The 23,891-nt window shown below is 68.2% G+C and carries 20 protein-coding genes; 10 read left to right on the top strand and 10 right to left on the bottom strand.

What is annotated here, in order from left to right:
• Positions 1-14: 14 nt before the first annotated feature.
• On the bottom strand, positions 15-1,457 hold the full coding sequence (locus OG303_RS25330; RefSeq protein ID WP_405871112.1) for a CCA tRNA nucleotidyltransferase: 1,443 nt from the start codon (positions 1,455-1,457) through the stop codon (positions 15-17).
• A gap of 258 nt (positions 1,458-1,715) precedes the next feature.
• On the opposite strand from OG303_RS25330, the gene OG303_RS25325 reads away from it, so the two are divergent.
• From OG303_RS25325 to trxA, 7 genes are all read left to right on the top strand, one after another.
• Positions 1,716-4,106, top strand: coding sequence for a DUF6049 family protein (locus OG303_RS25325; RefSeq protein WP_405871111.1), 2,391 nt, complete (start codon positions 1,716-1,718; stop codon positions 4,104-4,106).
• Positions 4,107-4,150: 44 nt separating this feature from the next.
• Positions 4,151-6,433 carry a murein biosynthesis integral membrane protein MurJ gene (gene murJ, locus OG303_RS25320; RefSeq protein ID WP_405871110.1) on the top strand — a complete coding sequence of 761 codons (2,283 nt, stop codon included), beginning with the start codon at positions 4,151-4,153 and terminating at the stop codon, positions 6,431-6,433.
• A gap of 138 nt (positions 6,434-6,571) precedes the next feature.
• Positions 6,572-8,293: a serine/threonine protein kinase gene (locus tag OG303_RS25315; RefSeq protein ID WP_405871109.1), complete on the top strand. Its 1,722-nt coding sequence runs from the start codon at positions 6,572-6,574 to the stop codon at positions 8,291-8,293.
• A gap of 31 nt (positions 8,294-8,324) precedes the next feature.
• A complete protein-coding gene (sigM, locus tag OG303_RS25310) occupies positions 8,325-9,050 on the top strand; it encodes an RNA polymerase sigma factor SigM (RefSeq protein ID WP_405871107.1) in 726 nt (241 codons plus the stop codon).
• Complete coding sequence (locus tag OG303_RS25305; RefSeq protein ID WP_405871106.1) at positions 9,047-9,979, top strand: anti-sigma factor family protein; 933 nt, start codon at positions 9,047-9,049, stop codon at positions 9,977-9,979. The genes sigM and OG303_RS25305 overlap by 4 nt, the downstream gene beginning before the upstream one ends.
• Positions 9,980-10,148: 169 nt before the next feature.
• Positions 10,149-11,117, top strand: a complete 969-nt coding sequence (trxB, locus tag OG303_RS25300) for a thioredoxin-disulfide reductase (RefSeq protein ID WP_405871105.1) — start codon at positions 10,149-10,151, stop codon at positions 11,115-11,117.
• Positions 11,118-11,158: 41 nt separating this feature from the next.
• On the top strand, positions 11,159-11,491 hold the full coding sequence (gene trxA, locus OG303_RS25295) for a thioredoxin (protein ID WP_161066965.1): 333 nt from the start codon (positions 11,159-11,161) through the stop codon (positions 11,489-11,491).
• Positions 11,492-11,585: 94 nt separating this feature from the next.
• Here the strand turns inward: trxA and OG303_RS25290 are convergent, their stop codons facing one another.
• From OG303_RS25290 to rpmH, 9 genes are all read right to left on the bottom strand, one after another.
• Positions 11,586-12,203: a GNAT family N-acetyltransferase gene (locus OG303_RS25290; protein WP_405871103.1), complete on the bottom strand. Its 618-nt coding sequence runs from the start codon at positions 12,201-12,203 to the stop codon at positions 11,586-11,588.
• 330 nt (positions 12,204-12,533) lie between these two features.
• The gene (locus OG303_RS25285; RefSeq protein WP_405871101.1) at positions 12,534-13,634 is read right to left on the bottom strand and encodes a ParB/RepB/Spo0J family partition protein; all 1,101 of its coding nucleotides are present in this window, start codon (positions 13,632-13,634) and stop codon (positions 12,534-12,536) included.
• The gene (locus OG303_RS25280) at positions 13,631-14,704 is read right to left on the bottom strand and encodes a ParA family protein (RefSeq protein WP_405877474.1); all 1,074 of its coding nucleotides are present in this window, start codon (positions 14,702-14,704) and stop codon (positions 13,631-13,633) included. Before OG303_RS25280 ends, OG303_RS25285 begins: the two co-directional genes overlap by 4 nt.
• A gap of 301 nt (positions 14,705-15,005) precedes the next feature.
• Positions 15,006-15,722, bottom strand: coding sequence for a 16S rRNA (guanine(527)-N(7))-methyltransferase RsmG (gene rsmG / locus OG303_RS25275; protein ID WP_405871100.1), 717 nt, complete (start codon positions 15,720-15,722; stop codon positions 15,006-15,008).
• Positions 15,723-15,839: 117 nt separating this feature from the next.
• Positions 15,840-16,352 carry a protein jag gene (locus OG303_RS25270; RefSeq protein ID WP_405871099.1) on the bottom strand — a complete coding sequence of 171 codons (513 nt, stop codon included), beginning with the start codon at positions 16,350-16,352 and terminating at the stop codon, positions 15,840-15,842.
• Between the two features lie 15 nt (positions 16,353-16,367).
• Positions 16,368-17,654, bottom strand: coding sequence for a membrane protein insertase YidC (gene yidC / locus OG303_RS25265; RefSeq protein WP_405871098.1), 1,287 nt, complete (start codon positions 17,652-17,654; stop codon positions 16,368-16,370).
• 3 nt (positions 17,655-17,657) lie between these two features.
• Positions 17,658-18,011, bottom strand: coding sequence for a membrane protein insertion efficiency factor YidD (gene yidD, locus OG303_RS25260; protein WP_405871097.1), 354 nt, complete (start codon positions 18,009-18,011; stop codon positions 17,658-17,660).
• Positions 18,008-18,379, bottom strand: a complete 372-nt coding sequence (gene rnpA / locus OG303_RS25255) for a ribonuclease P protein component (protein ID WP_405871096.1) — start codon at positions 18,377-18,379, stop codon at positions 18,008-18,010. Before rnpA ends, yidD begins: the two co-directional genes overlap by 4 nt.
• Positions 18,380-18,400: 21 nt before the next feature.
• Positions 18,401-18,538: a 50S ribosomal protein L34 gene (rpmH, locus tag OG303_RS25250; RefSeq protein WP_005482975.1), complete on the bottom strand. Its 138-nt coding sequence runs from the start codon at positions 18,536-18,538 to the stop codon at positions 18,401-18,403.
• Between the two features lie 383 nt (positions 18,539-18,921).
• Between rpmH and dnaA the strand changes: the two genes are divergently transcribed.
• From dnaA to gnd, 3 genes are all read left to right on the top strand, one after another.
• Positions 18,922-20,811, top strand: coding sequence for a chromosomal replication initiator protein DnaA (gene dnaA / locus OG303_RS25245; protein WP_405871095.1), 1,890 nt, complete (start codon positions 18,922-18,924; stop codon positions 20,809-20,811).
• 890 nt (positions 20,812-21,701) lie between these two features.
• Positions 21,702-22,832 carry a DNA polymerase III subunit beta gene (dnaN, locus tag OG303_RS25240; protein ID WP_405871093.1) on the top strand — a complete coding sequence of 377 codons (1,131 nt, stop codon included), beginning with the start codon at positions 21,702-21,704 and terminating at the stop codon, positions 22,830-22,832.
• A 180-nt stretch (positions 22,833-23,012) separates the two neighbouring features.
• Positions 23,013-23,888 (top strand): phosphogluconate dehydrogenase (NAD(+)-dependent, decarboxylating), encoded by an 876-nt coding sequence (gene gnd / locus OG303_RS25235; protein WP_405871091.1) that lies wholly within the window; start codon positions 23,013-23,015, stop codon positions 23,886-23,888.
• Positions 23,889-23,891 lie beyond the last annotated feature (3 nt).

The raw sequence follows: 23,891 nt of genomic DNA, 5'->3' as shown, positions 1-23,891 counted from the left end.
CCCATTCCCCACCCTCAGCTCTGCTCGGCCCACCACTCCTTGAGGGCAGCCACCGCGGCATCGTGCTCCATCGGCCCGTTCTCCAGGCGCAGTTCCAGCATCTGCTGGTACGCCCGGCCGACGGCCGGGCCAGGGCCGACACCCAGGATCTCCATGATCTGGTTGCCGTCGAGATCCGGGCGGATCGCGTCCAGCTCCTCCTGCTCCTGGAGTTGAGCGATGCGCTCCTCCAGACCGTCGTACGCCCGCGACAGCGCCGCCGCCTTGCGCTTGTTCCGCGTCGTGCAGTCCGAGCGGGTCAGCTTGTGGAGACGGTCGAGGAGCGGGCCGGCGTCACGGACGTAGCGGCGGACCGCCGAGTCCGTCCACTCGCCGGTGCCGTAGCCGTGGAAGCGCAGGTGGAGTTCGACCAGACGCGAGACGTCCTTCACCAGTTCGTTGGAGTACTTGAGCGCCGTCATGCGCTTCTTGGTCATCTTCGCGCCGACCACCTCGTGGTGGTGGAACGAGACCCGGCCGTCCTCCTCGAAGCGGCGCGTGCGGGGCTTGCCGATGTCGTGCAGTAGCGCGGCCAGACGAAGAGTCAGGTCGGGGCCGTTCCCCTCCAGCTCGATCGCCTGCTCCAGGACGATCAGCGTGTGCTCGTAGACGTCCTTGTGCCGGTGGTGCTCGTCGCGCTCCAACCGCAGGGCCGGCAGCTCGGGCAGCACATGCTCGGCGATCCCGCTGTCGACGAGCAGCGTCAGACCCTTGCGCGGGTTCTCGGAAAGAATGAGCTTGTTGAGTTCGTCCCGCACCCGCTCGGCCGAGACGATCTCGATACGCCCGCCCATCTCCTTCATGGCCGTCACGACCTCGGGGGCCACCTCGAAGTCGAGCTGCCCGGCGAACCGTGCGGCGCGCATCATGCGCAGCGGATCATCGGAGAAGGACGCCTCGGGAGTGCCCGGGGTACGCAGAACACGCGCAGCGAGGTCGTCCCGCCCGCCGTGCGGGTCGATGAACTTCTTCTCCGGGAGAGCGACAGCCATCGCGTTGACAGTGAAGTCACGCCGGACGAGGTCTTCCTCGATGGAGTCGCCGTACGACACCTCGGGCTTGCGCGAGGTCCGGTCGTAGGCCTCCGACCGGTAGGTCGTCACCTCGATCTGGTAGCCGTCCTTCTGGGCCCCGACCGTCCCGAAGGCGATGCCGACCTCCCACACGGCGTCCGCCCACGGTCGGACGATCTTGAGGACGTCCTCGGGGCGGGCCTCGGTCGTGAAGTCGAGGTCGTTGCCGAGCCGGCCGAGCAACGCGTCCCGGACCGAGCCGCCGACCAAGGCGAGTGAGAACCCGGCCTCCTGAAAACGGCGGGCGAGGTCGTCGGCGACAGGGGCGACCCGCAGCGATTCACTCGGCACGCGGTGCGGCTCCTGGCTCAGGGCACTGAGGCTGGCTTCGTTGGCGTTCGGCACAACAGAAGAGGGTACGTGGCCCCGGCGACCGCGAGCGCCTCCCTTAAATGTGCACGGACACCTCCTTGGATACGAGTACAAGGCCAGCCTCTCGGGCGTACGGTGGCGCTCCTCTTTATACGTGCACATACAGGACAGCTATGCCTTGTTCCCCGATCTTGTGGAGCGGTCCGCGGCACTTCCCCTCAGCGCGCATCGTTACCATGCGTGGACGCACATTCCGACGACCACTGACGACGACGAGGGACGGGCGAGCGCGTGGCCGAGGCGGCAGACTTCCTGGGGACGAATCCCTCACCTGCCCGCCGGTGGCTGCGGCGCACCGGAGCACTGCTTGCCGGGGCGCCTCTGCTGGCCGGCCTCCTCCAGCTGCCCTCCGCCGCTTCCGCGGGCGCGGCCGGTCAGACCTCGTTGAAGGAAGCCTCCAGCTCGGGCTCGGTGTCCGTCGCCCTGGACTCGCTCAGCCCCGGCGTCCCCACGGACGGGGACACGCTCACCGTGTCGGGCACAGTGACCAACAACGGCAAGCAGACGGTCACCGGCGCCCACGTGGGACTACGGGTGGGCCCGGAGCTCAACACGCGCTCGGCCGTCGATGACACTGCCAAGGCCAATGACAGCGTCCAGGGCGCGACCGGCGCGGAGGTCGGCGGCAAGTACGTCGAGAAGTTCTCCAAGCTCACTCCAGGGGTCGCCGAGCACTTCAGCATCTCCGTGCCGGTCGACAAGCTGGACCTCGGCGACGACGGGGTCTACCAGTTCGCCGTCGCGCTGTCCGGCCAGACGTCCGCGCAGCCGTGGAACCAGGTCCTCGGCATCGAGCGCACCTTCCTGCCGTGGCAGCCCGACGAGGCCGACACGAAGACGAAGACGACGTTCCTGTGGCCGCTCATCTCCACCGTCCACATGACGGCCGAGACGGGGCCGAACGATCAGCAGACTCCCGTCTTCCTCAACGACGACCTCGCCAAGGAGATCTCCCCGGGCGGCCGCCTGGACGAGATGCTGTCCCTGGGCAAGAACCTCGACGTCACATGGGTGGTCGACCCGGACCTGCTGGCCTCCGTCGACGCGATGACCCGCAGCTATCGGGTCCGGGGCGACAACGGCACCACCACGGCGGGCACGCACCAGGCAGTCGCCAAGCAGTGGCTCGCCGAGCTGCAGAACGCGGTGGCGGACCAGGAGGTCGTCGCCCTGCCCTTCGCCGACCCGGACCTGGCCTCCCTCGCCCACAACGGCACGAGCGTCACCGGCTCCCTGAGTCACCTGAAGGAAGCCACGGACGTCGTCGCCAACACGGTGGAGCCGATCCTCCATGTGAAGCCGAACACGGACTTCGCCTGGCCGGTGGACGGCGCCGTCGACCCCTCCATCGTCAAGGTCGCCACCTCAGCCGGCGCCGACCAGGTGATCGCGCGCAGCGACAGCCTCCAGGAGACCGGCGGCCTGTCCTACACCCCCTCCGCGGCCCGCCCGATCGGCGGCGGCACCACGGCTGTGGTCGCGGACGCCCGCCTGTCCACGGCGTTCCAGGGAGACCTCACTAGGGCATCTGCCGGCACTCTCGCCGTGCAGCAGTTCCTCGCCCAGAGCCTGGAGCTCAACCTCCAGACGAACAAGCAGCGCAGCATTGTCGTCGCCCCGCAGCGCATGCCGACGACCCGCCAGGCGCAGACGATGGCCGACGCGCTGACGGCACTCCAGGGCAGCAACTGGTCCGAGTCCCAGAAGCTCACGTCGGCCGCCAAGGCCAAGCCGGACCCGGGCGCCACGACGAAGGTGCCGTCGACGTCCGCGTACCCCTCCTCACTGCGCAAGCAGGAGCTGCCGCGCTCGGCCTTCGAGAAGATCGCGACCACACAGGACAAGCTCGACAACTTCACGGTGATCCTCTCGGACGAGTCCCGGGTGGTGACCCCCTTCGGGCGGGCCATGAACCGCGGGATGTCCACGTCGTGGCGCGGCCGCGCCACCGAGGCGCAGAACTTCCGCAGCGGCGTCGAGACCCACCTCAGCGAACTGACGGACCAGGTCAAGCTGATCGACAAGTCCGACACCAAGCTGTCCGGGCGCAGCGCCACAATCCCGGTGACGGTCCAGAACAACCTGGTGCAGGGCGTCGATCACCTGGTGCTGCGCCTCACCTCGACGAGCCCCACCCGCCTCCAGATCGGCGGCCATGCCTACGACGAACAGCCCGTCTCGGTCTCCGGCGGGCACAGCCAGACGGTGAAGTTCACCACGTCGGCCAAGGCCAACGGCCAGGCGACAGTGGTCGCCCAGCTGTACACGGAGGACGGCCAGGAGTACGGCGACCCCGTCACCTTCGACGTCAAGGTCACCGAGTTCACGGCCACCGTGATGCTGGTCATCGGCGGCGGCTTCCTGCTGCTCGTCCTCGCCGGCTTCCGCATGTACACGCAGCGCAAGCGGGCGGCCGCCCGTGAGGCCGAGGACAACGGCCCCGACGAGGCGGGCGAGCCCACCGACGGGCCCGAGAACCCCGAGGGCCCCGAAGACCGTCTCAAGGATGAGTCCGGCACCGACGGCCGGGCAGACGACCCTGAGCAGCCGAGTGACCCGACACCGGACACCGCACCGGAAAGCGCCGACCCGTCCGGCACGGGTGAGAGAGTGGACCGTTGAGGATGTCGTGGCCGGTGGGCCCGGGACGATGAGGTGGGGTAACCATGAACGCGCCGTACGACGGTGACCGCGGCCAGGCCGCGGGCAGCTCGGGCCCCCCCGAGGGCCCGCAGCCCGAGCACGGCCAGGTACAGCCGCAGCCCCCCGCCGACGCGTACCTCCAGGACGCCTACGACCAGGACCCCTACCGGGCGCAGGACCTCTCCGCGCAGGACCCGGTCGCCGAGGCCCTCTACGACCGCGCCGCGCACCCGCCGCCACCCCCGGGCACCTACCAGCCGCAGCAACCGCTGTACGCCCAGCCGCCCCAGTCTGCCAACGCCCCGGACCCGCGTGTGTGGGCCCAGACCCCGGCGCCGGAGCCGGACGGCCCGACCCAGTACCTGCCGTACGGTGACGATCCCCGTACGACGCAGTTCGTGGGCGTCGACGACCTGGTCACCCAGGCCGGCGAGGAGCGCCACGAGCCGGACGCCTTCGCGCACCTCTTCCGGGACCAGCAGCAGGGCGGATACCTTCCGTCGGATCCTCCGTCGGTGCCTGGTCCGGCAGCCGTCCCCGGCGGGTCGGCACCGGCGCCGCAGTACCCGGCTCCGGCGGCCCCCGCACCCGCGGCCGACCAGACCATGAACCTCGGCGCCGCGTCCGTCGCGGCTGCGGCGCCTCCACCGGCTGCGGCGGCCCCTGCGAAGAAGGGCGGGCGCGCCTCGGGCCTGCTCAAGTCCAGTGCCGTGATGGCGGCGGGCACGATGGTCTCCCGCCTCACGGGCTTCATCCGCTCCGCGCTGATCGTCTCGGCCCTGGGTGTCGGTCTGCTCGGTGACACCTTCCAGGTCGCCTACCAGCTGCCGACGATGATCTACATCCTGACCGTCGGCGGCGGCCTCAACTCCGTCTTCGTACCGCAGCTGGTGCGCGCGATGAAGGAGGACGAGGACGGCGGCGAGGCCTACGCCAACCGCCTGCTGACCCTGGTCATGGTGGCGCTCGGCGCGCTCACGGTCCTCGCGGTCCTCGGTGCACCGGTCCTGATCCGCCTGCTGTCGGACTCGGTGGCCAGCGATCCGGCGGCCAACGAGGTCGGCATCACCTTCGTCCGCTACTTCCTGCCCTCGATCTTCTTCATGGGCGTCCACGTGGTGATGGGCCAGATCCTCAACGCGCGCGGGAAGTTCGGCGCGATGATGTGGACGCCGGTCCTGAACAACATCGTCATCATCGTGACGCTCGGCATGTTCATGTGGGTGTACGGCACCGCGGCCAGCTCCGGCATGAAGGTCACGAACATCCCGCCGGAGGGGCAGCGGCTCCTCGGCATCGGCGTCCTCCTCGGCCTTGTCGTCCAGGCCTTGGCGATGATTCCGTACCTGCGCGAGACCGGGTTCCGGCTGCGGCTGCGGTTCGACTGGAGGGGCCACGGCCTCGGCAAGGCCGTGACGCTCGCCAAGTGGACCGTCCTGTTCGTCCTCGCCAACCAGGCCGGCGCGATCGTCGTCTCCCAGCTGTCCACCTCGGCAGGCAAGGCGTCGCCCGTCGACGGCACCGGCTTCGCCGCGTATGCCAACGCCCAGCTGATCTGGGGCCTGCCGCAGGCCATCATCACCGTTTCCCTGATGGCCGCTCTGCTGCCGCGCATCTCGCGCTCGGCGGCCGAGGACGACGCGGGCGCCGTCCGCGACGACATCTCCCAGGGCCTGCGCACCACGGCCGTCGCCATCGTGCCGATCGCCTTCGGCTTCCTCGCCCTCGGCATCCCGATGTGCACGCTGATCTTCGGTTCCTCGGGCCTCAGCGAGGCCACCAACATGGGCTTCATGTTGATGGCCTTCGCTCTCGGCCTGATCCCGTACTCCGTGCAGTACGTCGTCCTGCGCGCGTTCTACGCCTACGAGGACACCCGGACGCCCTTCTACAACACGGTCATCGTGGCCGCGGTCAACGCGGGCGCCTCGGCGCTGTGTTACGTCGTGCTGCCGCCCCGCTGGGCCGTGGCCGGCATGGCCGCCTCGTACGGTCTCGCCTACGCGATCGGCGTCGGCGTCGCCTGGAACCGGCTGCGCAAGCGGCTCGGCGGCGACCTGGACGGCGCCCGCGTCCTGCGGACGTACGCACGGCTCGGCATCGCCTCAGTTCCTGCGGCGCTGCTCAGCGGCGCGGCCTGCTACGGGATCGGTCACACGCTCGGCCAGGGCGTCATCGGATCCTTCGCGGCTCTGCTGGCCGGCGGAGCGGTCCTGCTCGGGATCTTCTTCGTCGCAGCCCGCAAGATGCGCATCGAGGAGCTGAACTCGCTGGTCGGCATGGTCCGCGGGCGTCTGGGACGCTGAGTCTGGGGTACGCGCACAACCATCGTCCGCCACCGTGTGTCGTGCATACCGGCGGACTGTGGGCACAATTGGTTTCGGCGTCGGACGGCGCGCACGGATGTCGGTCGGCGCGCAATGAATGGGGAGGCAGGAACGACGGTGGCGGAACGGAGCACGGCTGCCGTCGACGTGGCAGACAACAGCGGCGACAAGCCGCTGACCGCAGAGGCGGACCAGTCCACGGCCGACGGGGTGGCCCAGAACCGGGAGCGGGACACGGAGATCGACGAGGCACAGGGGAGTGGCGGGACCGAAGATCCCGGGAAGGCCTCACCACCCGAGCTGCACAGCGGCCACAAACTCGCCAGACGGTACCGCCTCGAAGAGTGCGTCACTCGTCTGGACGGATTCAGCAGTTGGCGTGCCGTGGACGAGAAACTTCGCCGCGCCGTCGGCGTCCACATCCTGCCCGCGGACCATTCACGGGCACGCTCGGTACTGGCCGCGGCGCGTTCCTCGGCGCTGCTCGGTGATCCCCGATTCGTCCAGGTGCTGGACGCCGTCGAGGAGAACGATCTGGTCTATGTCGTCCATGAGTGGCTGCCGGACGCCGTCGAGCTGACGACTCTGCTCGCCTCCGGTCCGCTGGAGCCGCACGACGCCTACCAGATGGTCAGTCAGATCGCCTCCGCGATGGCTGCCGCGCACCGCGAGGGCCTGGCGCATCTGCGGCTGAACCCCAACGCCGTGCTGCGCACCTCCAGCGGCCAGTGGCGCATCCGTGGCCTCGCCGTGAACGCCGCGCTGCGCGGCATCAGTTCGGACACCCCGCAGCGCACCGACACGGAGTCCGTCGGCGCCCTCCTGTACGCGGGGCTCACTCAGCGCTGGCCGTACGAGAGCGACGCCTACGGCCTGTCAGGGCTGCCCAAGGACGTCGGTCTGATCGCACCCGACCAGGTGCGGGCCGGCATCCACCGCGGTCTGTCCGAGCTCTCCATGCGCGCGCTCGTCAACGACGGGGCGACCGCCTCCCGGCACGAGTCCGCGTGCACGACGCCGGAGGAGCTGGTGAAGGCGATCGGCGAGATGCCTCGCATCCGCCCGCCGGAGCCGGCGTTCACCGCGCCACCGGAGTACCAGCGCACGACGTACCAGCAGGGCACGTACGGTCGTCCGGCGCCGCGCCCCGGATCCGGACGGCCGGTGCCGGCTCCTCCGGCTCCGCTGCAGAGCCGCACCGGCAAGGCCCTGAAGTGGGCCGTCTCGGCCCTCCTCATCGCCGCCCTGGGCCTGGGCAGCTGGCAGCTCGCGGACGCGCTCATGGACAGCGGCGGCAAGTCCGACGACACCAACAAGACGCAGACGACGGACGGGAACGACAAGAACGGCGACAAGACCAATCCGGTCCACAAGCTCAAGGTCGCGGGCGCCCAGGAGTTCGTCGCCAAGGGCGACGCCCAGCACCCCAACGACGTCGCCAAGACGTACGACGGCAAGAGTTCGACGTACTGGAAGACGAACACCTTCGTAAAGGGTCCGCCTCTCGCGCCGTACAAGCCGGGGGTTGGCATCATGTACGACCTCGGCTCGGCGCAGAAACTCACCGCGGCGTCCGTCGGCCTCCGCTACGACGGCGATCACACGTCGGTCGACCTGTACTCGGCCGACTCGTTGGCGCCTTCGTCGTTGGACCAGATGACGAAGATCGGCACCATCACGACGAATGGCAACACCGCCACGGTGAAGGTCAGCAAGTCCGTGAAGACGCAGTACGTACTCGTGTGGCTCACCTCTGTGCCGTACTCGGGCTCGGACCCGAGTGCGTACACCGGGGCCGGCTACAAGCAGGCCATCACGGACGTGACCTTCACCGGCTGACAACGCACCGCATCCCAGGGGAGGGGGTCCGATGGCAGATGACACCGCATACGGCGACGCAAGCGATCAGGACCTCCTGGCCCGCCACGTGGACGGCGACCCGGACGCCTTCGGCGAGATCGTGCGTCGGCATCGTGACCGCCTCTGGGCGGTGGCCCTGCGCACACTGGGCGACCGCGAGGAGGCCGCTGACGCCGTCCAGGACGCCCTCATGTCCGCCTACCGGGCCGCCCACACCTTCCGAGGTCAGTCGGCCGTCACAACGTGGCTGCACCGGATCACGGTGAATGCCTGCCTCGACCGTGCCAGAAAGGCCGCCTCACGCAAGACCTCACCGGTCGACGACACGGAGCGGCTGGAGCAGCTGCTGGAGCCGCACGAGGAGGCGTCGGCGCCTGCGGAACGCAACGATCTGCACCGTCAGCTGTTGGAAGCGCTCGGCACGCTTCCGCCCGACCAGCGGGCCGCCCTCGTCCTCGTCGACATGCAGGGATACCCGGTCGCTGAAGCCGCGCGCCTGCTCGATGTCCCGACCGGCACGGTGAAGAGCCGCTGCGCCCGCGGCAGAGCGAGACTCCTGCCGCTGCTCACCCATCTACGGCCGGAAAACACCGGTGAGGGAAAGGAACGGGGTGCGGGGCGGAACCGGACGCAGGGGACATCCGTCCCACCGGCAGCGGGACCACCGACCGACGGTCCACGCGATACCGGGCCAAGTGATTCAGCTGCTGTGAAGGGCGGAGGTGGGCGAGCGTGACATCCACGACGGACATGGCCGGACACCCGGACGTCGCCGAGATCTCCGACCTCACCGAGGGACTGCTCGCGCCTTCCCGGACCGCCGACGTACGACAGCATCTGGACGAGTGCGAGCTCTGCGCCGACGTCTTCGCTTCGCTGGAGGAGATCCGGGGGCTGCTCGGCACTCTTCCGGGTCCGCCCCGCATGCCCGACGATGTCGCCGGACGCATCGACGCCGCACTCGCCGCCGAGGCACTGCTGAACGCCGGGCCGGCCAGTGACGAAGACGCCCCGTCGTTCGTCACTGCGACCCGCTCCCAGTCCGATGCCGACGAGAGCGCTCATGTTTCACGTGAAACATCGGCACCCGCCGGTAGGCCTTCGGGCCGTGCACGCGTCTCGACCACGGGCCCGGGCCGCAAGGGCCGCCAGCGAGCCGGACGCCGCAGGATCGCCGTCCTGGTAACCGTCGCCGCGGTCGCCGCTCTGGGATTCGGCTCTCTGCTGATCAACACGCTGAACGACGGCAAGCCTTCCGGCACCGAGGCCGGTGGCAGCCACACCACGGCGGCGGACACCTTCTCCGAGACCAAACTGGAGAAGCAGGTCACCGATCTCCTCGCCCAGAAACAGGGCGGGAAGAGCGGCTCCAGTGCGCCGCACAGTCTCGGCGTGGAAGGCGGGGCCGGAACCGCGTCACCCAAGGTCTTTAGCGAGCCCACGGTCACGGTTCCCGACTGCGTCCAGAACGGCATCGGCCGCACGGACCAGGCACTCGCGACGGAGCAAGGGGTCTACCAGGGCAAGACCGCCTTGCTCGTGGTCCTGCCCGACGCCTCCGGCAGCACCCGGGTGACCGCGTACATCGTGGATGCAACCTGTGCGAGCCACCCGTCGTCCACCAAGGCGAAGGTCCTTCTGACGCACTCCTACACCCGCCACTGAGCGCACACGCTTCGACTCTGTCCCCCGTGGTATCCCGTACGGTGTCGCGTCTCCGTGTGCCCGGACACAGCGGGAATGCGCGCCCATTAGGATCCGTTGGGTGGGGTGGGAGTTCTGAGAGGGGCTCCCACCGGTCCGACGACGCAGTCCAGAGACGAGGAACCAAGCCGTGAGCGACGTCCGTAACGTGATCATCATCGGCTCAGGGCCCGCCGGCTACACGGCGGCGCTCTACACCGCGCGCGCGTCGCTGAAGCCGCTGGTGTTCGAAGGCGCCGTCACTGCCGGTGGCGCGCTGATGAACACCACCGACGTGGAGAACTTCCCGGGCTTCCGGGACGGCATCATGGGCCCCGACCTCATGGACAACATGCGCGCCCAGGCGGAGCGCTTCGGTGCCGAGCTCATCCCGGACGACATCGTCTCCGTCGATCTGACCGGTGAGATCAAGACCGTCACCGACACCGCCGGCACCGTGCACAAGGCGAAGGCCGTCATCGTCACCACCGGCTCCCAGCACCGCAAGCTCGGTCTGCCGAACGAGGACGCGCTCTCCGGACGCGGCGTCTCCTGGTGCGCCACCTGTGACGGCTTCTTCTTCAAGGACCAGGACATCGCCGTGATCGGCGGCGGTGACACCGCGATGGAAGAGGCCACCTTCCTCTCCCGCTTCGCCAAGTCCGTGACGATCGTCCACCGCCGGGACACTCTGCGCGCCTCCAAGGCGATGCAGGAGCGCGCCTTCGCCGACCCGAAGATCAAGTTCGTCTGGGACAGCGAGGTCGCCGAGGTTCAAGGCGAGGAGAAGCTCTCCGGTCTGAAGCTGCGCAACATCAAGACCGGCGAGCTGTCGGACCTGGCGGTCACCGGGCTGTTCATCGCGATCGGCCACGACCCGCGCACCGAACTCTTCAAGGGCCAACTCGACCTCGACGCGGAGGGCTACCTCAAGGTCGCCGCTCCTTCCACCCACACCAACCTGACGGGTGTCTTCGCCGCCGGCGACGTGGTCGACCACACCTACCGGCAGGCGATCACCGCGGCCGGCACCGGCTGCTCCTCCGCCCTCGACGCCGAGCGCTTCCTCTCCGCCCTCGCGGACGAGGAGCAGGCCGAGCCCGAGAAGACCTCTGTCTGACCTCCATCCGCCCCACGCACCAACCAGTTAAGGAGCCCGCCGTGGCCGGCACCCTGAAGAACGTGACCGACGACTCCTTCGAGCAGGACGTCCTCAAGAGCGACAAGCCCGTGCTGGTGGACTTCTGGGCCGCCTGGTGCGGTCCGTGCCGCCAGATCGCGCCGTCTCTCGAGGCCATCGCCGCCGAGTACGGCGACAAGATCGAGGTCGTCAAGCTCAACATCGACGAGAACCCGGGTACGGCCGCCAAGTACGGCGTCATGTCCATCCCGACGCTGAACGTCTACCAGTCAGGCGAAGTCGCCAAGACCATCGTCGGTGCGAAGCCGAAGGCCGCAATCGTCCGCGACCTCGAGGACTTCATCGCCGAGTAGTCGGTGAAGCCGTCGAGCCGACGGCGCATGTTTCACGTGAAACACGAATGGGCCACCCCACAAGGGGTGGCCCATTCGCTTGTCCGAACGTCTTTCACAGTGGCCGCAACACAGGCTCCTTCTGCACGGCCCCCAGCAGCCGGTCCAGCGCCATCTCCACGTCTTCCTTCCAGGAGAGTGTCGTCCGCAGCTCCAGCCTCAGTCGCGGGTACGTCGGGTGAGGGCGGACCGTTTTGAAGCCCACGGCCAGGAGATGGTCGGCCGGCAGGACACACGCGGGTTCCTTCCACCGCGCGTCCCCGAAGGCCTCGATGGCCTTGAAGCCCCGTCGCAGCAGATCCTTGGCGACCGTCTGGACCATAACCCGCCCGAGCCCCTGCCCCTGATAGCCGGGCATGAGGAACGCGGTCATGAGCTGCACCGCGTCCGGCGAGACGGGGCTCGTGGGGAACGCCGTCGAGCGGGGAACGTAGGCCGGAGGGGCGTAGAGGACGAAGCCCACCGGCACATCGTCGACGTAGACGACACGGCCGCAGGATCCCCAGTCCAGCAGGACCGCTGAGATCCACGATTCCTTCTCCAGGGCGGACGTGCCCGCTCTTACCGCGGCCTCGCCACTGACTGGGTCCAACTCCCAGAAGACACACGCGCGACAGCGCTTGGGAAGGTCCTGAAGGTTGTCCAGCGTGAGCGGTACGAGCCGACGCCCCATGAAGCCTGTTCCTCGCTTCCTTCGCCCGCAGCGTCGCGGGCGGCTGTCAGAGCGTTCCGTTCTCTGAGGAGGCTGCCGACGAAGCCGCCGACCGCGCCCAACCCCAGGCCCGCGCTCACCAGTTCGGTGCGGCTCATCGTTCGCATGGCCCCTGCCTCCCTCTCAGAGGTAACTGCCAGGTGGATGCGCCATACCCGAACGCATCGTATCCACGAAGCGATTGCATCGATACTGCCTGAAAGCAAAGAGCAGGCCGTGTTCCGGTACACACCGGACACGGCCCGCTCTACCGGCCCACCGAGCGAAACCGCCCTGTCGGCCACAGGATCTCTAAGCCTCGACGTCCTCGGAGTCGTCCTCCAGAAGACTCTTCTGCAGGACTGGCCCCTCGCCGGGAGCGAGGCTGCTGAGGATCCGCTCGAGGTCCTCCATGGAGGCGAACTCGACCGTGATCTTGCCCTTCTTCTGCCCCAGATCGACCTTCACGCGCGTCTCGAAACGGTCCGAGAGACGGGTCGCGAGGTCGGTCAGCGCCGGGGAGACCAGGGCTCCGGCCCGCGGCCCCTTGGAGCGCTGGGCCGTCTGCGGCCGCGAGCCCATGAGGGTCACGATCTCCTCGACGGCCCGCACCGACAGCCCCTCGGCGACGATCCGGTGGGCCAGGCGATCCTGCTCCTCGGAGTCCTCGACGGAGAGCAGCGCCCTCGCATGACCGGCGGAGAGGACCCCCGCGGCCACCCGGCGCTGTACCGCCGGCGAGAGCTTCAGCAGACGCAGCGTGTTGGAGACCTGCGGACGGGAGCGACCGATACGGTCCGCCAGCTGGTCGTGCGTGCAGTTGAAGTCCTTCAGAAGCTGGTCGTAGGCGGCGGCCTCTTCCAGCGGGTTCAGCTGTGCTCGGTGCAGATTCTCCAGCAGGGCGTCCAGGAGGAGCTTCTCGTCGTCCGTGGCCCGCACGATCGCGGGGATCGCCTCAAGACCGGCCTCACGGCAGGCCCGCCAGCGCCGCTCGCCCATGATCAGCTCGTACCGGGCGGTACCCAACTGCCGTACGACGACCGGCTGGAGGAGACCCACCTCCTTGATGGAGGTCACGAGTTCCTGCAGCGCGTCCTCGTCGAAGACCTCACGCGGCTGGCGCGGGTTCGGCGTGATGGCGTCGAGAGGGAGCTCCGCGAAGTAGGCGCCCACCGGAGGCGCGGGCGCCTCCATCGCGCCGTTCAGCGACAGCTCCTCGGTTTCATGTGAAACAGGCGGCAACGTGGCCACCTTCGCCGCAGCCACCCCACGGTCGGTCGTCAGCACCGGGACCGCCGACGGGGACGCCGAACCAGCGCCCCCCATCGCGGCCGGGGGCGGCGTCTTCTCCGTCGGGGCAGCAGGGATCAATGCGCCGAGACCACGGCCCAAACCCCTCCGTCGCTCGCTCACTGGATCCCCTCCACCATGCTCGGGTCGCTCTGTGCACCGATGTGGGCATGCGGCGCTTCGTAAGACACACCGACACCCTTCAGCGCGATTTCTCGCGCCGCCTCAAGATAGGACAGGGCACCGCTGGAGCCCGGATCGTACGTCAGCACGGTCTGTCCATAGCTCGGCGCCTCGGAGATACGGACCGAGCGAGGAATGCTCGTCCGCAGCACCTCGTCGCCGAAGTGACTGCGCACCTCGTCCGCGACCTGCGACGCGAGACGCGTCCGGCCGTCGTACATGGTGAGCAGGATCGTCGATACATGCAGCGTGGGGTTGAGGTGCCCCCGCACCAGGTCGACGTTGCGCAGCAGCTGTCCCAGGCCCTCCAGCGCGTAGTACTCGCACTGGATCGGGATGAGGACCTCCGCGCCGGCCACCAGCGCGTTGACCGTCAGCAGGCCGAGCGAGGGAGGGCAGTCGATCAGGATGTAGTCCAGCGGCTGCTCGTAGGCCTGGATGGCTCGCTGCAGCCGACTCTCCCGCGCCACCAGCGACACCAGCTCGATCTCCGCACCGGCGAGATCGATCGTGGCGGGGGCGCAGAAAAGACCCTCAACATCGGGGACCGGCTGTACGACTTCCGCGAGGGGCCTGCTCTCGACCAGGACGTCGTAGATGGACGGGACTTCGGCGTGATGGTCGATCCCCAGCGCAGTGGATGCGTTGCCCTGTGGGTCGAGGTCGATCACCAGGACTCGGCCGCCGTGCAGGGCCAGGGAGGCGGCAAGGTTGACGGTTGTCGTCGTCTTGCCGACACCACCCTTCTGGTTGGCGACCACCATGACGCGTGTCTGCTCGGGCCGTGGCAGGCCCTCGCCGGCCCGTCCCAGAGCCTCCACCGCCAGTTGGGCAGCACGACCGATCGGAGTGTCGTCCATCGGGGGCGGTGTTTCACGTGAAACATCCTCCCCCATCGACTCGGTACGGGGACCGGGGACCGGATCGGTCATCGGTCCCGCGATGTTGGCGTCGGACCGCAAGGATTCACTCTCCTCGACTTCAGGCTCGCAATGAACAGAGCCTCCCATGTCTTCGGGGTCGTGAACCAGTGAGGCCTGTTGTTCTGTGGAGAAATCCACCTCTGTGGACAACTCCGTGCCCCTCGCGGGGGACTGAGTAGGGTCGGATACGGGCGCCTCTGCGAGTGAACCGAGAGGCTTGCGGTCGCGGGGTTCAGCAGCGGCGCGGCCGCGGCTGATGATGCCGTGCAGCAGGGAGCGACGTTTCACGTGAAACACGATGCACAGCGGCGGTGGCCGAACTGTCGCGACACTCCGGCGTGAGTAGGTTTGGCAGCTTGTGTGGAGTACGTCTCGTCGTCAGGCCGGATCAGCGGCGACGACGTGTTCGCCCGGTACGAGCGGCCTTCGCCCTCTTCGCTGCGAAGCGCACACCGCCGGGGCTCTCCCCGACCTCGACCCGCACGACCGTGGACAGAGGATCCACCACGCCTTCACCCACATGCAGGATGGACGTCTCCACGGCACCGAGCTTGCTCAGCGCCGTGGACGCGCTCTTGAGCTCCTCCTCAGCGGTGTCCCCCTTGAGCGCCAGCATCTCCCCGTACGGCCGCAGCAGCGGAATGCCCCACGCGGCCAGTCGGTCCAGCGGTGCCACGGCGCGTGCTGTCACGACATGCACCGGCGGCACTTTGCCCATGACCTCCTCGGCGCGGCCACGGACGACCGTCACATGGTCAAGACCCAGCAGCTCCACGACCTCGGTGAGGAAGTTGGTACGCCGCAGCAGCGGCTCCAGCAGCGTGATCTTCAGGTCCTCGCGGACGAGCGCCAGGGGAATGCCCGGCAGGCCGGCACCCGAGCCCACGTCGCACACGGTCACCCCCTCGGGCACGACCTCGGAAAGCACCGCACAGTTCAGCAGGTGCCGCTCCCACAGGCGTGGCACTTCACGTGGACCGATGAGACCGCGCTGCACACCTGCCTCAGCGAGCAGCTCCGCATAGCGGACCGCGTCCGCGAAGCGATCGCCGAACACCTCACGCGCCTGCTCGGGCGCGGGGGGAAGCTCCGCTGCCTCCGTCACGGGGGACCGTCCTTCCGTACGCATCAGCGCACCGGGCGCCGACCAACAGAACTATCAGGCTGACAAAGTCCGGCCCCGTCTGCGCTACAGACGGGGCCGGAAAAACGTACGGACCGATCAGGCCGGGAGCACGACGACGAAGCGCTGCGGCTCCTCGCCCTCGGACTCGCTGCGCAGGCCCGCGGCCTTGACCGCGTCGTGCACGACCTTGCGCTCGAACGGGGTCATCGGGTTCATCTTCACGGGCTCGCCGGTGCTCCTGACCTCGGCGGCCGCCTTCGCACCCAGCTCGGAGAGCTCAGCGCGCTTCTTGGCGCGGTAGCCGCCGATGTCCAGCATCAACCGGCTGCGGTCCCCGGTCTCCCGGTGCACGGCCAGGCGCGTGAGCTCCTGGAGCGCCTCAAGCACCTCACCGTCACGGCCAACCAGCTTCTGCAGGTCTCGGCCGCCCGCGTCGCTGATGATCGAGACAGCGGCGCGGTCGGCCTCGACGTCCATGTCGATGTCGCCGTCTAGATCGGCGATGTCCAGCAGACCCTCGAGGTAGTCCGCCGCGATCTCGCCCTCCTGCTCCAGGCGGGTCAGGGTGTCTGCACCCTCGACAGCGGCGGAGGTGGTGCCTTCCGTCACGGGATGGGCTCCTTCTTACTTCTTGGACGGGGACTTGGGGCGCTGCGGGCCCTTGCGCTGCCCGGACTGGGCCTTGCTGCGGGTGGTGCCGCCGCCGGACTTCGGCTCGGCCTTCTTGGCAGCAGGGGAGGGCTTGGCGTCCTCCGGCTCGTCGGACTTGCTCAGCGACGTCTTCGGCTCCTCGTCGCCGGCGGCCTTCGGGCTGCCGGACTGGCGCTGGGCCTTGCTCTGCCGCTTGGGCTGCTGGCGCTTGGGAGCAGCGGCGGTGCCGGTCGTCGGCGTACCGTCCTCGGTCTGGGCGGCGGCAGCGCTCTCGCTCTTCATCACGGTGCCGTCGGTCTGAGCGGCGAGACCAGCCTTGTTCAGGGCGTTGATGAACTTACGCTCGAACTCGTTGCGGTCACGGCCCTTGGCGACGATCGCCTTGACGATGGTCTTCTCGCTCCGCTTACGGGTCTTGCCGTGGCTCGTGACCTGCTTGGTCAGGCGCTCCAGGTAGGAGGCCTGCGCCTTGGAGCCCGGGGTCGGGTTGTTGTGGATGACGTACATCTGCTGGCCCATGGTCCACACGTTGGTGGTCAGCCAGTAGACGAGGACACCGACCGGGAAGTTGATGCCGAAGACGGCGAACATGACCGGGAAGACGTACATCAGCATCTTCTGCTGCTGCATGAACGGCGTCTTCACCGTCGTGTCGACGTTCTTCGTCATCAGCTGGCGCTGCGTGTAGAACTGCGACGCCGACATCATGACGATCATGATCGCGGTGACCACCCGGACGTCGGTCAGCGTCGCGCCGAGCGCGGTGACCTTCTCCGAGCTGTCGGTGAACTTCGCCGCGAGCGGGGCACCGAAGATGTGCGCCTTACGGGCGCTGGCGAGCAGCGAATCGTTGATGACGCCGATCGTCGAGCCCGTCGCGATGCCGTTGAGCACGTGATACAGGGCGAAGAAGAACGGCGACTGCGCCAAGATGGGAAGGCACGAGGAGAGCGGGTTGGTGCCCGTCTCCTTGTACAGCTTCATCATCTCTTCGGACTGACGCTGCTTGTCGCTCTTGTAGCGCTCCTGGATCTTCTTCATCTCGGGCTGCAGCGTCTGCATGGCCCGGGTCGCCTTGATCTGCTTCACGAAGAGCGGGATCAGGCAGATACGAATCAGAATCACCAGGGACACGATGGACAGGCCCCAGGCCCAGCCCGTGTCGGGACCGAAGATCTTCCCGTACACCGAGTGGAACTGGACGATGACCCATGAAACGGGTGTCGTGATGAAGCTGAAGAGGCTGGCAATCGTGTCCACTAATCATGCTCCTTGGGCATGGGACGGAGTCTCTGCGGCCGGGCTCGAAGGAGGGTTCTCCTCGGTGGCCGTTTCGGCGGCGGAGGGCCCGCCCCTGCGTGCGCGCCACGCGTCGCGCAGCATTTCGTGCCACCGCGGGCGCTTGCGCGGTGGGACATGGTCCACACCGCCGAGCGACCACGGATTGCACCGCAGGATGCGCCAGGCAGTGAGCGCCGTGCCCTTGATCGCACCGTGCCGGTCGATGGCCGTGTAGCCGTAGCGGGAACACGACGGGTAGTACTTGCAGACCGGCCCGAGCAGCGGACTGATGGTCCACTGGTACAGCTTGATCAGAGCCAGCAGCGGGTACTTCATCGCGCGCCCCCTCCCAGCAACCGCTCGATGGCGGCATCCAGGTCTTGGGCCAGTTGTGCATGGTCGGCGTCACCCGCACCGGGCAGCGCTCGTACGACTACCAGGCTACCGGGGGGCAACAGAGCGACTCGGTCCCGCATCAGGTGACGCAGTCTGCGCTTCACCTTGTTGCGAACCACCGCACCGCCCACGGCTTTGCTCACGACGAAACCCGCACGCGTCGGGGGAGCGCTCTCCCCAGGCGCGTGCGGGTCCGTGGCACCGCTACGAAGATGAACAACAAGGGACGGGCGTCCGGCCCGGCGCCCTCGTCGTACCGCGGTCGCGAAGTCCTCGCGCCGCCTCAGCCGGTTCTCGGTGGGCAGCACGACGGCATGACCTGACCGGGATCAGGCGGACAAGCTGGCGCGACCCTTGCTACGGCGGTTCGCCAGAATCGCGCGGCCGGCACGGGTACGCATCCGCAGGCGGAAGCCGTGGGTCTTGGCGCGACGACGGTTGTTCGGCTGGAAGGTGCGCTTGCTCACTCGGGGGCTCCAGAAATCAATCGGTGGTGGCGGGTGCCGTCCTGGCTGTCACCGTGCGCCCACGAGTAGCTCGCAGTTACGCCCGTGTGCACCGCTTCCCGATCACCTGACGCGATCTGTGCCCATCGGAGGCAGGCGGCAGCAGCCATCGACAACTCGACCTGGTTACGGTACGCGGGGCTACGCCATCCGGTCAAACCAGCAGTCACTGGTAGACACTATCCACAGCCTGGGGACAACAACTTGAACCGCACCCGTCGCCCTGACTACCGTGGCTGAACTCCGATTCGTTCCGTTGACCCCTTGTTTTTGGCTCCACCCCATTTGAATCCCAACCCGTCCCACAACCACACGTTCGTGGGACCCGTGAGAGAGCGTGCCCTGTGGCTGACGTACCTGCCGATCTTGCCGCAGTGTGGCCACGAGTACTGGACCAACTTCTCGGCGAGGGACGCGGGCAGGGGGTGGAGACGAAGGACGAGCACTGGATCCGGCGCTGCCAGCCGCTCGCGCTGGTCGCGGACACGGCACTGCTCGCCGTACCGAACGAATTCGCCAAGGGCGTGCTCGAGGGCCGCCTCGCCCCGATCGTCAGCGAGACGCTGAGCCGCGAGTGCGGCCGTCCGATCCGCATCGCGATCACCGTCGACGACTCCGCGGGCGAGCCACCCGCCCCGCCGGTGCAGCAGGCCCGCCCCCAGTCACGCTACGAGGAACCCGAGCTCCCCTCCGGCCCGTACGACGGCTACGGCCGCCATCGCGCCGACGACCACCGGCCGAACCGCGGCGAGCAGCTCCCCGGCGCCCCGGGGGACCAACTGCCCAGCGCCCGCCCGGCCTACCCGTCCGAGTACCAGCGCCCCGAGCCCGGCGCCTGGCCGCGCCCCTCGCAGGACGAGTACAGCTGGCAGCAGCAGCGCCTCGGCTTCCCCGAGCGGGACCCGTACGCGTCGCCGCAGCAGGACTCGTACGGACGCCCGGCCCAGGACTACCGGCCGCAGTCGATGGAGCGCCCGCCGTACGAAGCGCAGCGACCCGACTACGACCAGCAGCGCTCCGACTACGAGCAGTCCCGCCAGGACTACGACCGGCGCGACGACCGTCGGGAGCTGCCCGAGCAGTCGTCCGGCTCCGGGCACGTCCACCGCGGCGGCCCCGTCGGCTCCTCGCTGCCCGCCTCCAGCGGTGCCCCCGGCCCCCTGGCCGCGAAGCCCGCGCCGGCGACCGGCCCGGGTGAGCCGACCGCGCGCCTGAACCCGAAGTACCTCTTCGACACGTTCGTCATCGGTGCCTCCAACCGCTTCGCGCACGCGGCCGCGGTCGCCGTGGCCGAAGCGCCGGCGAAGGCCTACAACCCCCTGTTCATCTACGGGGAGTCGGGGCTCGGCAAGACACACCTGCTGCACGCCATCGGGCACTACGCGCGCAGCCTCTACCCGGGCACGCGTGTGCGGTACGTGAGCTCGGAGGAGTTCACCAATGAGTTCATCAACTCCATCCGCGACGGCAAGGGCGACAGCTTCCGCAAGCGCTACCGCGAGATGGACATCCTGCTCGTCGACGACATCCAGTTCCTGGCGGACAAGGAGTCGACGCAGGAGGAGTTCTTCCACACCTTCAACACGCTCCACAACGCCAACAAGCAGATCGTGCTCTCCAGCGACCGGCCGCCGAAGCAGCTGGTGACACTGGAGGACCGGCTGCGGAACCGTTTCGAGTGGGGCCTGATCACCGACGTCCAGCCGCCCGAGCTGGAGACCCGTATCGCCATCCTCCGTAAGAAGGCGGTGCAGGAGCAGCTCAACGCCCCGCCGGAGGTGCTGGAGTTCATCGCCTCCCGCATCTCGCGCAACATCCGCGAGCTGGAGGGCGCGCTGATCCGGGTGACGGCCTTCGCGTCGCTCAACCGGCAGCCGGTGGACCTGGGCCTGACGGAGATCGTCCTCAAGGACCTGATCCCGGGCGGCGAGGACTCGGCCCCCGAGATCACCTCGACGGCCATCATGAGCGCGACCGCCGACTACTTCGGACTCACCGTCGAGGACCTGTGCGGCACCTCTCGCGGCCGTGCGCTGGTGACCGCCCGCCAGATCGCCATGTACCTGTGCCGTGAGCTGACGGATCTCTCCCTACCGAAGATCGGCGCGCTGTTCGGCGGCCGCGACCACACCACGGTGATGCACGCGGACCGCAAGATCCGCAATCTCATGGCCGAGCGGCGCTCCATCTACAACCAGGTGACCGAGCTGACGAACCGCATCAAGAACGGCTGACAGCCGCCGACATACGTCGTCGAGGGCGCCCCGGGACTCCTCCCGGGGCGCCCTCCGTCGTTCCGCGGCCCGCTGCGTGGACGTCTGCCGTCGTGCGCGTGGCCATCCGCTGTTCGATTACCTGCCGCGTTACGGCCGCTCTCCACAGATTTGGTGACTTTCTTGCGTCCACATCCTGGGGACTGCGAAGTTGTCCAGATCGTGTCCACAGGGGCCCCTGTCGAAAAACCATCGGGCCAGGTCAAGTGCCTGTGGATTGGTGGACGAAGGATCTCCACAGACTGTGGACGACGAAATGATCCACAAGCTGTGCACGAAGTTGTCCACCGACAACCCACAGGCCAGGGCCAGTTGTCCCCAGCGATGGGCAGCTTCTCCACATCGCTGTCCACTGTTCGGCAACCCGACGCGCCTGATCACCGGGTCGAGTGAAAGGCGTCACACGAAGGTGCCGGGTTGGCCTGTGGGAAACGTGGGTAAAGCTGGGGACGGCGCTGGGGAGAACTCCCCCAAGGCTGTGCACGGCGTGTGCAGAACTTTCCGTTCTCCACAGAGATGCCGAGTTGTCCACCGTCACCGCCCACAGGGCCCGTGGACAAAATTTCCGGCCTGACCTGTGCAAACGAGGTTATCCACCGTTTCCACAGCCCCTACTACTACTCCCAACTAGAGAGAGCTGGGAATCCGCTTCGAAGGGGGTCCTGTGCACAACTCGCTGTCCGGCTCCCGACTGCCCCTCGTCACGACTTGACCCCGAGAGGCACCTACTGTCAGTGCCGTGCGTCAGACTGTTCCCCGGTGTCCTTCCCTCCACCGGGACCGACGACACCGAGACAGACGACGAAGCCAGGCAGGGCGAGAAGCGCCGGCAACAGCAGGAGGCGGCAACAGTGAAGATCCGGGTGGAACGCGACGTACTCGCGGAGGCAGTGGCCTGGGCGGCGCGCAGCCTCCCGGCCCGTCCGCCGGCGCCTGTCCTCGCCGGCCTCCTGCTGAAGGCCGAGGACGGCGTTCTCAGCCTCTCCAGCTTCGACTACGAGGTCTCCGCGCGTGTGTCGGTGGAGGCGGAGGTCGAGGAGGAGGGCACAGTCCTCGTCTCCGGCCGGCTGCTCGCCGACATCTGCCGCGCCCTCCCCAACCGCCCGGTGGAGATTTCCACAGACGGTGTACGGGCGACCGTGGTCTGCGGTTCCTCGCGATTCACACTCCACACCCTGCCTGTGGAGGAGTACCCGGCGTTGCCGCAGATGCCGAACGCCACGGGCACGGTCCCCGGTGAGGTCTTCGCCTCCGCGGCCGCCCAGGTGGCCATTGCGGCCGGCCGTGACGACACGCTGCCGGTCCTGACCGGTGTGCGCATCGAGATCGAGGGCGACACGGTCACCCTGGCTTCCACCGACCGCTACCGCTTCGCGGTCCGTGAGTTCCTGTGGAAGCCGGAGAACCCGGAGGCGTCCGCGGTTGCCCTGGTGCCCGCCAAGACGCTCCTGGACACCGCCAAGGCCCTCACGAGCGGCGACAGCGTGATCCTGGCGCTGTCCGGCTCGGGCGCGGGCGAGGGGCTGATCGGTTTCGAGGGCGCGGGCCGCCGTACGACGACGCGTCTGCTCGAGGGCGACCTCCCGAAGTACCGCACGCTGTTCCCGACGGAGTTCAACACCGTCGCCGTCATCGAGACCGCCCCCTTCGTGGAGGCCGTCAAGCGTGTGGCCCTGGTCGCCGAGCGCAACACCCCTGTGCGGCTCAGCTTCGAGCAGGGCGTGCTCATCCTGGAGGCAGGCTCCAGCGACGACGCACAGGCTGTGGAAAGGGTGGACGCGCAGCTGGAGGGCGACGACATCTCCATTGCCTTCAACCCGACGTTCCTGCTGGACGGCCTGAGCGCCATCGACTCCCCGGTGGCCCAGCTGTCGTTCACGACGTCCACGAAGCCCGCGCTGCTCAGCGGCAAGCCGGCGCTGGACGCGGAGGCGGACGAGGCCTACAAGTACCTGATCATGCCGGTGCGGTTGAGCGGCTGATTGTCCCGCCCGGTTGTCCACAGGCCGTGGACGACCGGGCGTCCCTTTGGGGAGAAGTCGCAGGTCGGGGCGTACGTTTGAGCGCGTATGCCCGCAGGTGTGCGTGAGCGTCCGGGTTTAGGCTCGGACACAGGTACGAACGTGCCTCACACGCCACACAGCAACCTAAAGGAACAATTGATGGAGCTCGGTCTCGTCGGCCTCGGCAAGATGGGCGGCAACATGCGCGAGCGGATACGCCGCGCAGGCCACACCGTCATCGGATTCGACCGAAACCCGGATCTCGCCGATGTCCACAGCCTGGAAGAGCTTGTGGGCAAACTCAGCGGTCCGCGCGTGATCTGGGTGATGGTCCCGGCCGGCGCCCCCACCCAGTCGACCGTGGACGAGCTCGCCGAGCTCCTGGAGCCCGGCGACGTCGTCGTGGACGGCGGGAACTCCCGCTGGACGGACGACGAGAAGCACGCAGAGGAACTGGCCGCCAAGGGCATCGGTTTCGTCGACTGCGGCGTTTCCGGCGGCGTCTGGGGCCTGGAGAACGGCTACGCGCTGATGTTCGGCGGCGACGCGGAGAACGTCGCCAAGGTGCAACCGGTCTTCGACGCCCTCAAGCCCGAGGGGAAGTTCGGCGCGGTGCACGCCGGCAAGGTCGGCGCGGGCCACTTCGCGAAGATGGTCCACAACGGCATCGAGTACGCGATGATGCAGGCCTACGCCGAGGGCTGGGAACTGCTGGAGAAGGTCGACTCGGTCACGGATGTGCGTGAGGTCTTCCGGTCCTGGCAGGAGGGCACCGTCATCCGCTCCTGGCTGCTGGACCTCGCGGTGAACGCCCTCGACGAGGACGAGCACCTGGACAGGCTGAAGGGTTTTGCACAGGACTCCGGTGAGGGACGCTGGACTGTGGAAGCCGCCATCGACAACGCCGTGCCGCTGCCCGCGATCACGGCCTCGCTCTTCGCGCGGTTCGCGTCGCGCCAGGAGGACTCGCCGCAGATGAAGATGATCGCCGCGCTGCGGAACCAGTTCGGCGGCCACGCGGTCGAGACGAAGTAATCC

Source organism: Streptomyces sp. NBC_00005 (genome assembly GCF_045160215.1).
GTDB lineage: Bacteria > Actinomycetota > Actinomycetes > Streptomycetales > Streptomycetaceae > Streptomyces.
Note: the sequence above shows the minus strand (reverse complement) of the source record. Positions and strands in the feature narration are given on the sequence as shown.

Coding starts and splice junctions, on each gene's coding strand:
- murJ (WP_405871110.1), top strand. CDS start 4,151: ATGAACGCGCCGTACGACGGTGACCGCGGCCAGGCCGCGGGCAGCTCG.
- gnd (WP_405871091.1), top strand. CDS start 23,013: ATGGAGCTCGGTCTCGTCGGCCTCGGCAAGATGGGCGGCAACATGCGC.
- OG303_RS25280 (WP_405877474.1), bottom strand. CDS start 14,704: ATGGGAGGCTCTGTTCATTGCGAGCCTGAAGTCGAGGAGAGTGAATCC.
- OG303_RS25290 (WP_405871103.1), bottom strand. CDS start 12,203: ATGGGGCGTCGGCTCGTACCGCTCACGCTGGACAACCTTCAGGACCTT.
- yidD (WP_405871097.1), bottom strand. CDS start 18,011: ATGAAGTACCCGCTGCTGGCTCTGATCAAGCTGTACCAGTGGACCATC.
- sigM (WP_405871107.1), top strand. CDS start 8,325: ATGGCAGATGACACCGCATACGGCGACGCAAGCGATCAGGACCTCCTG.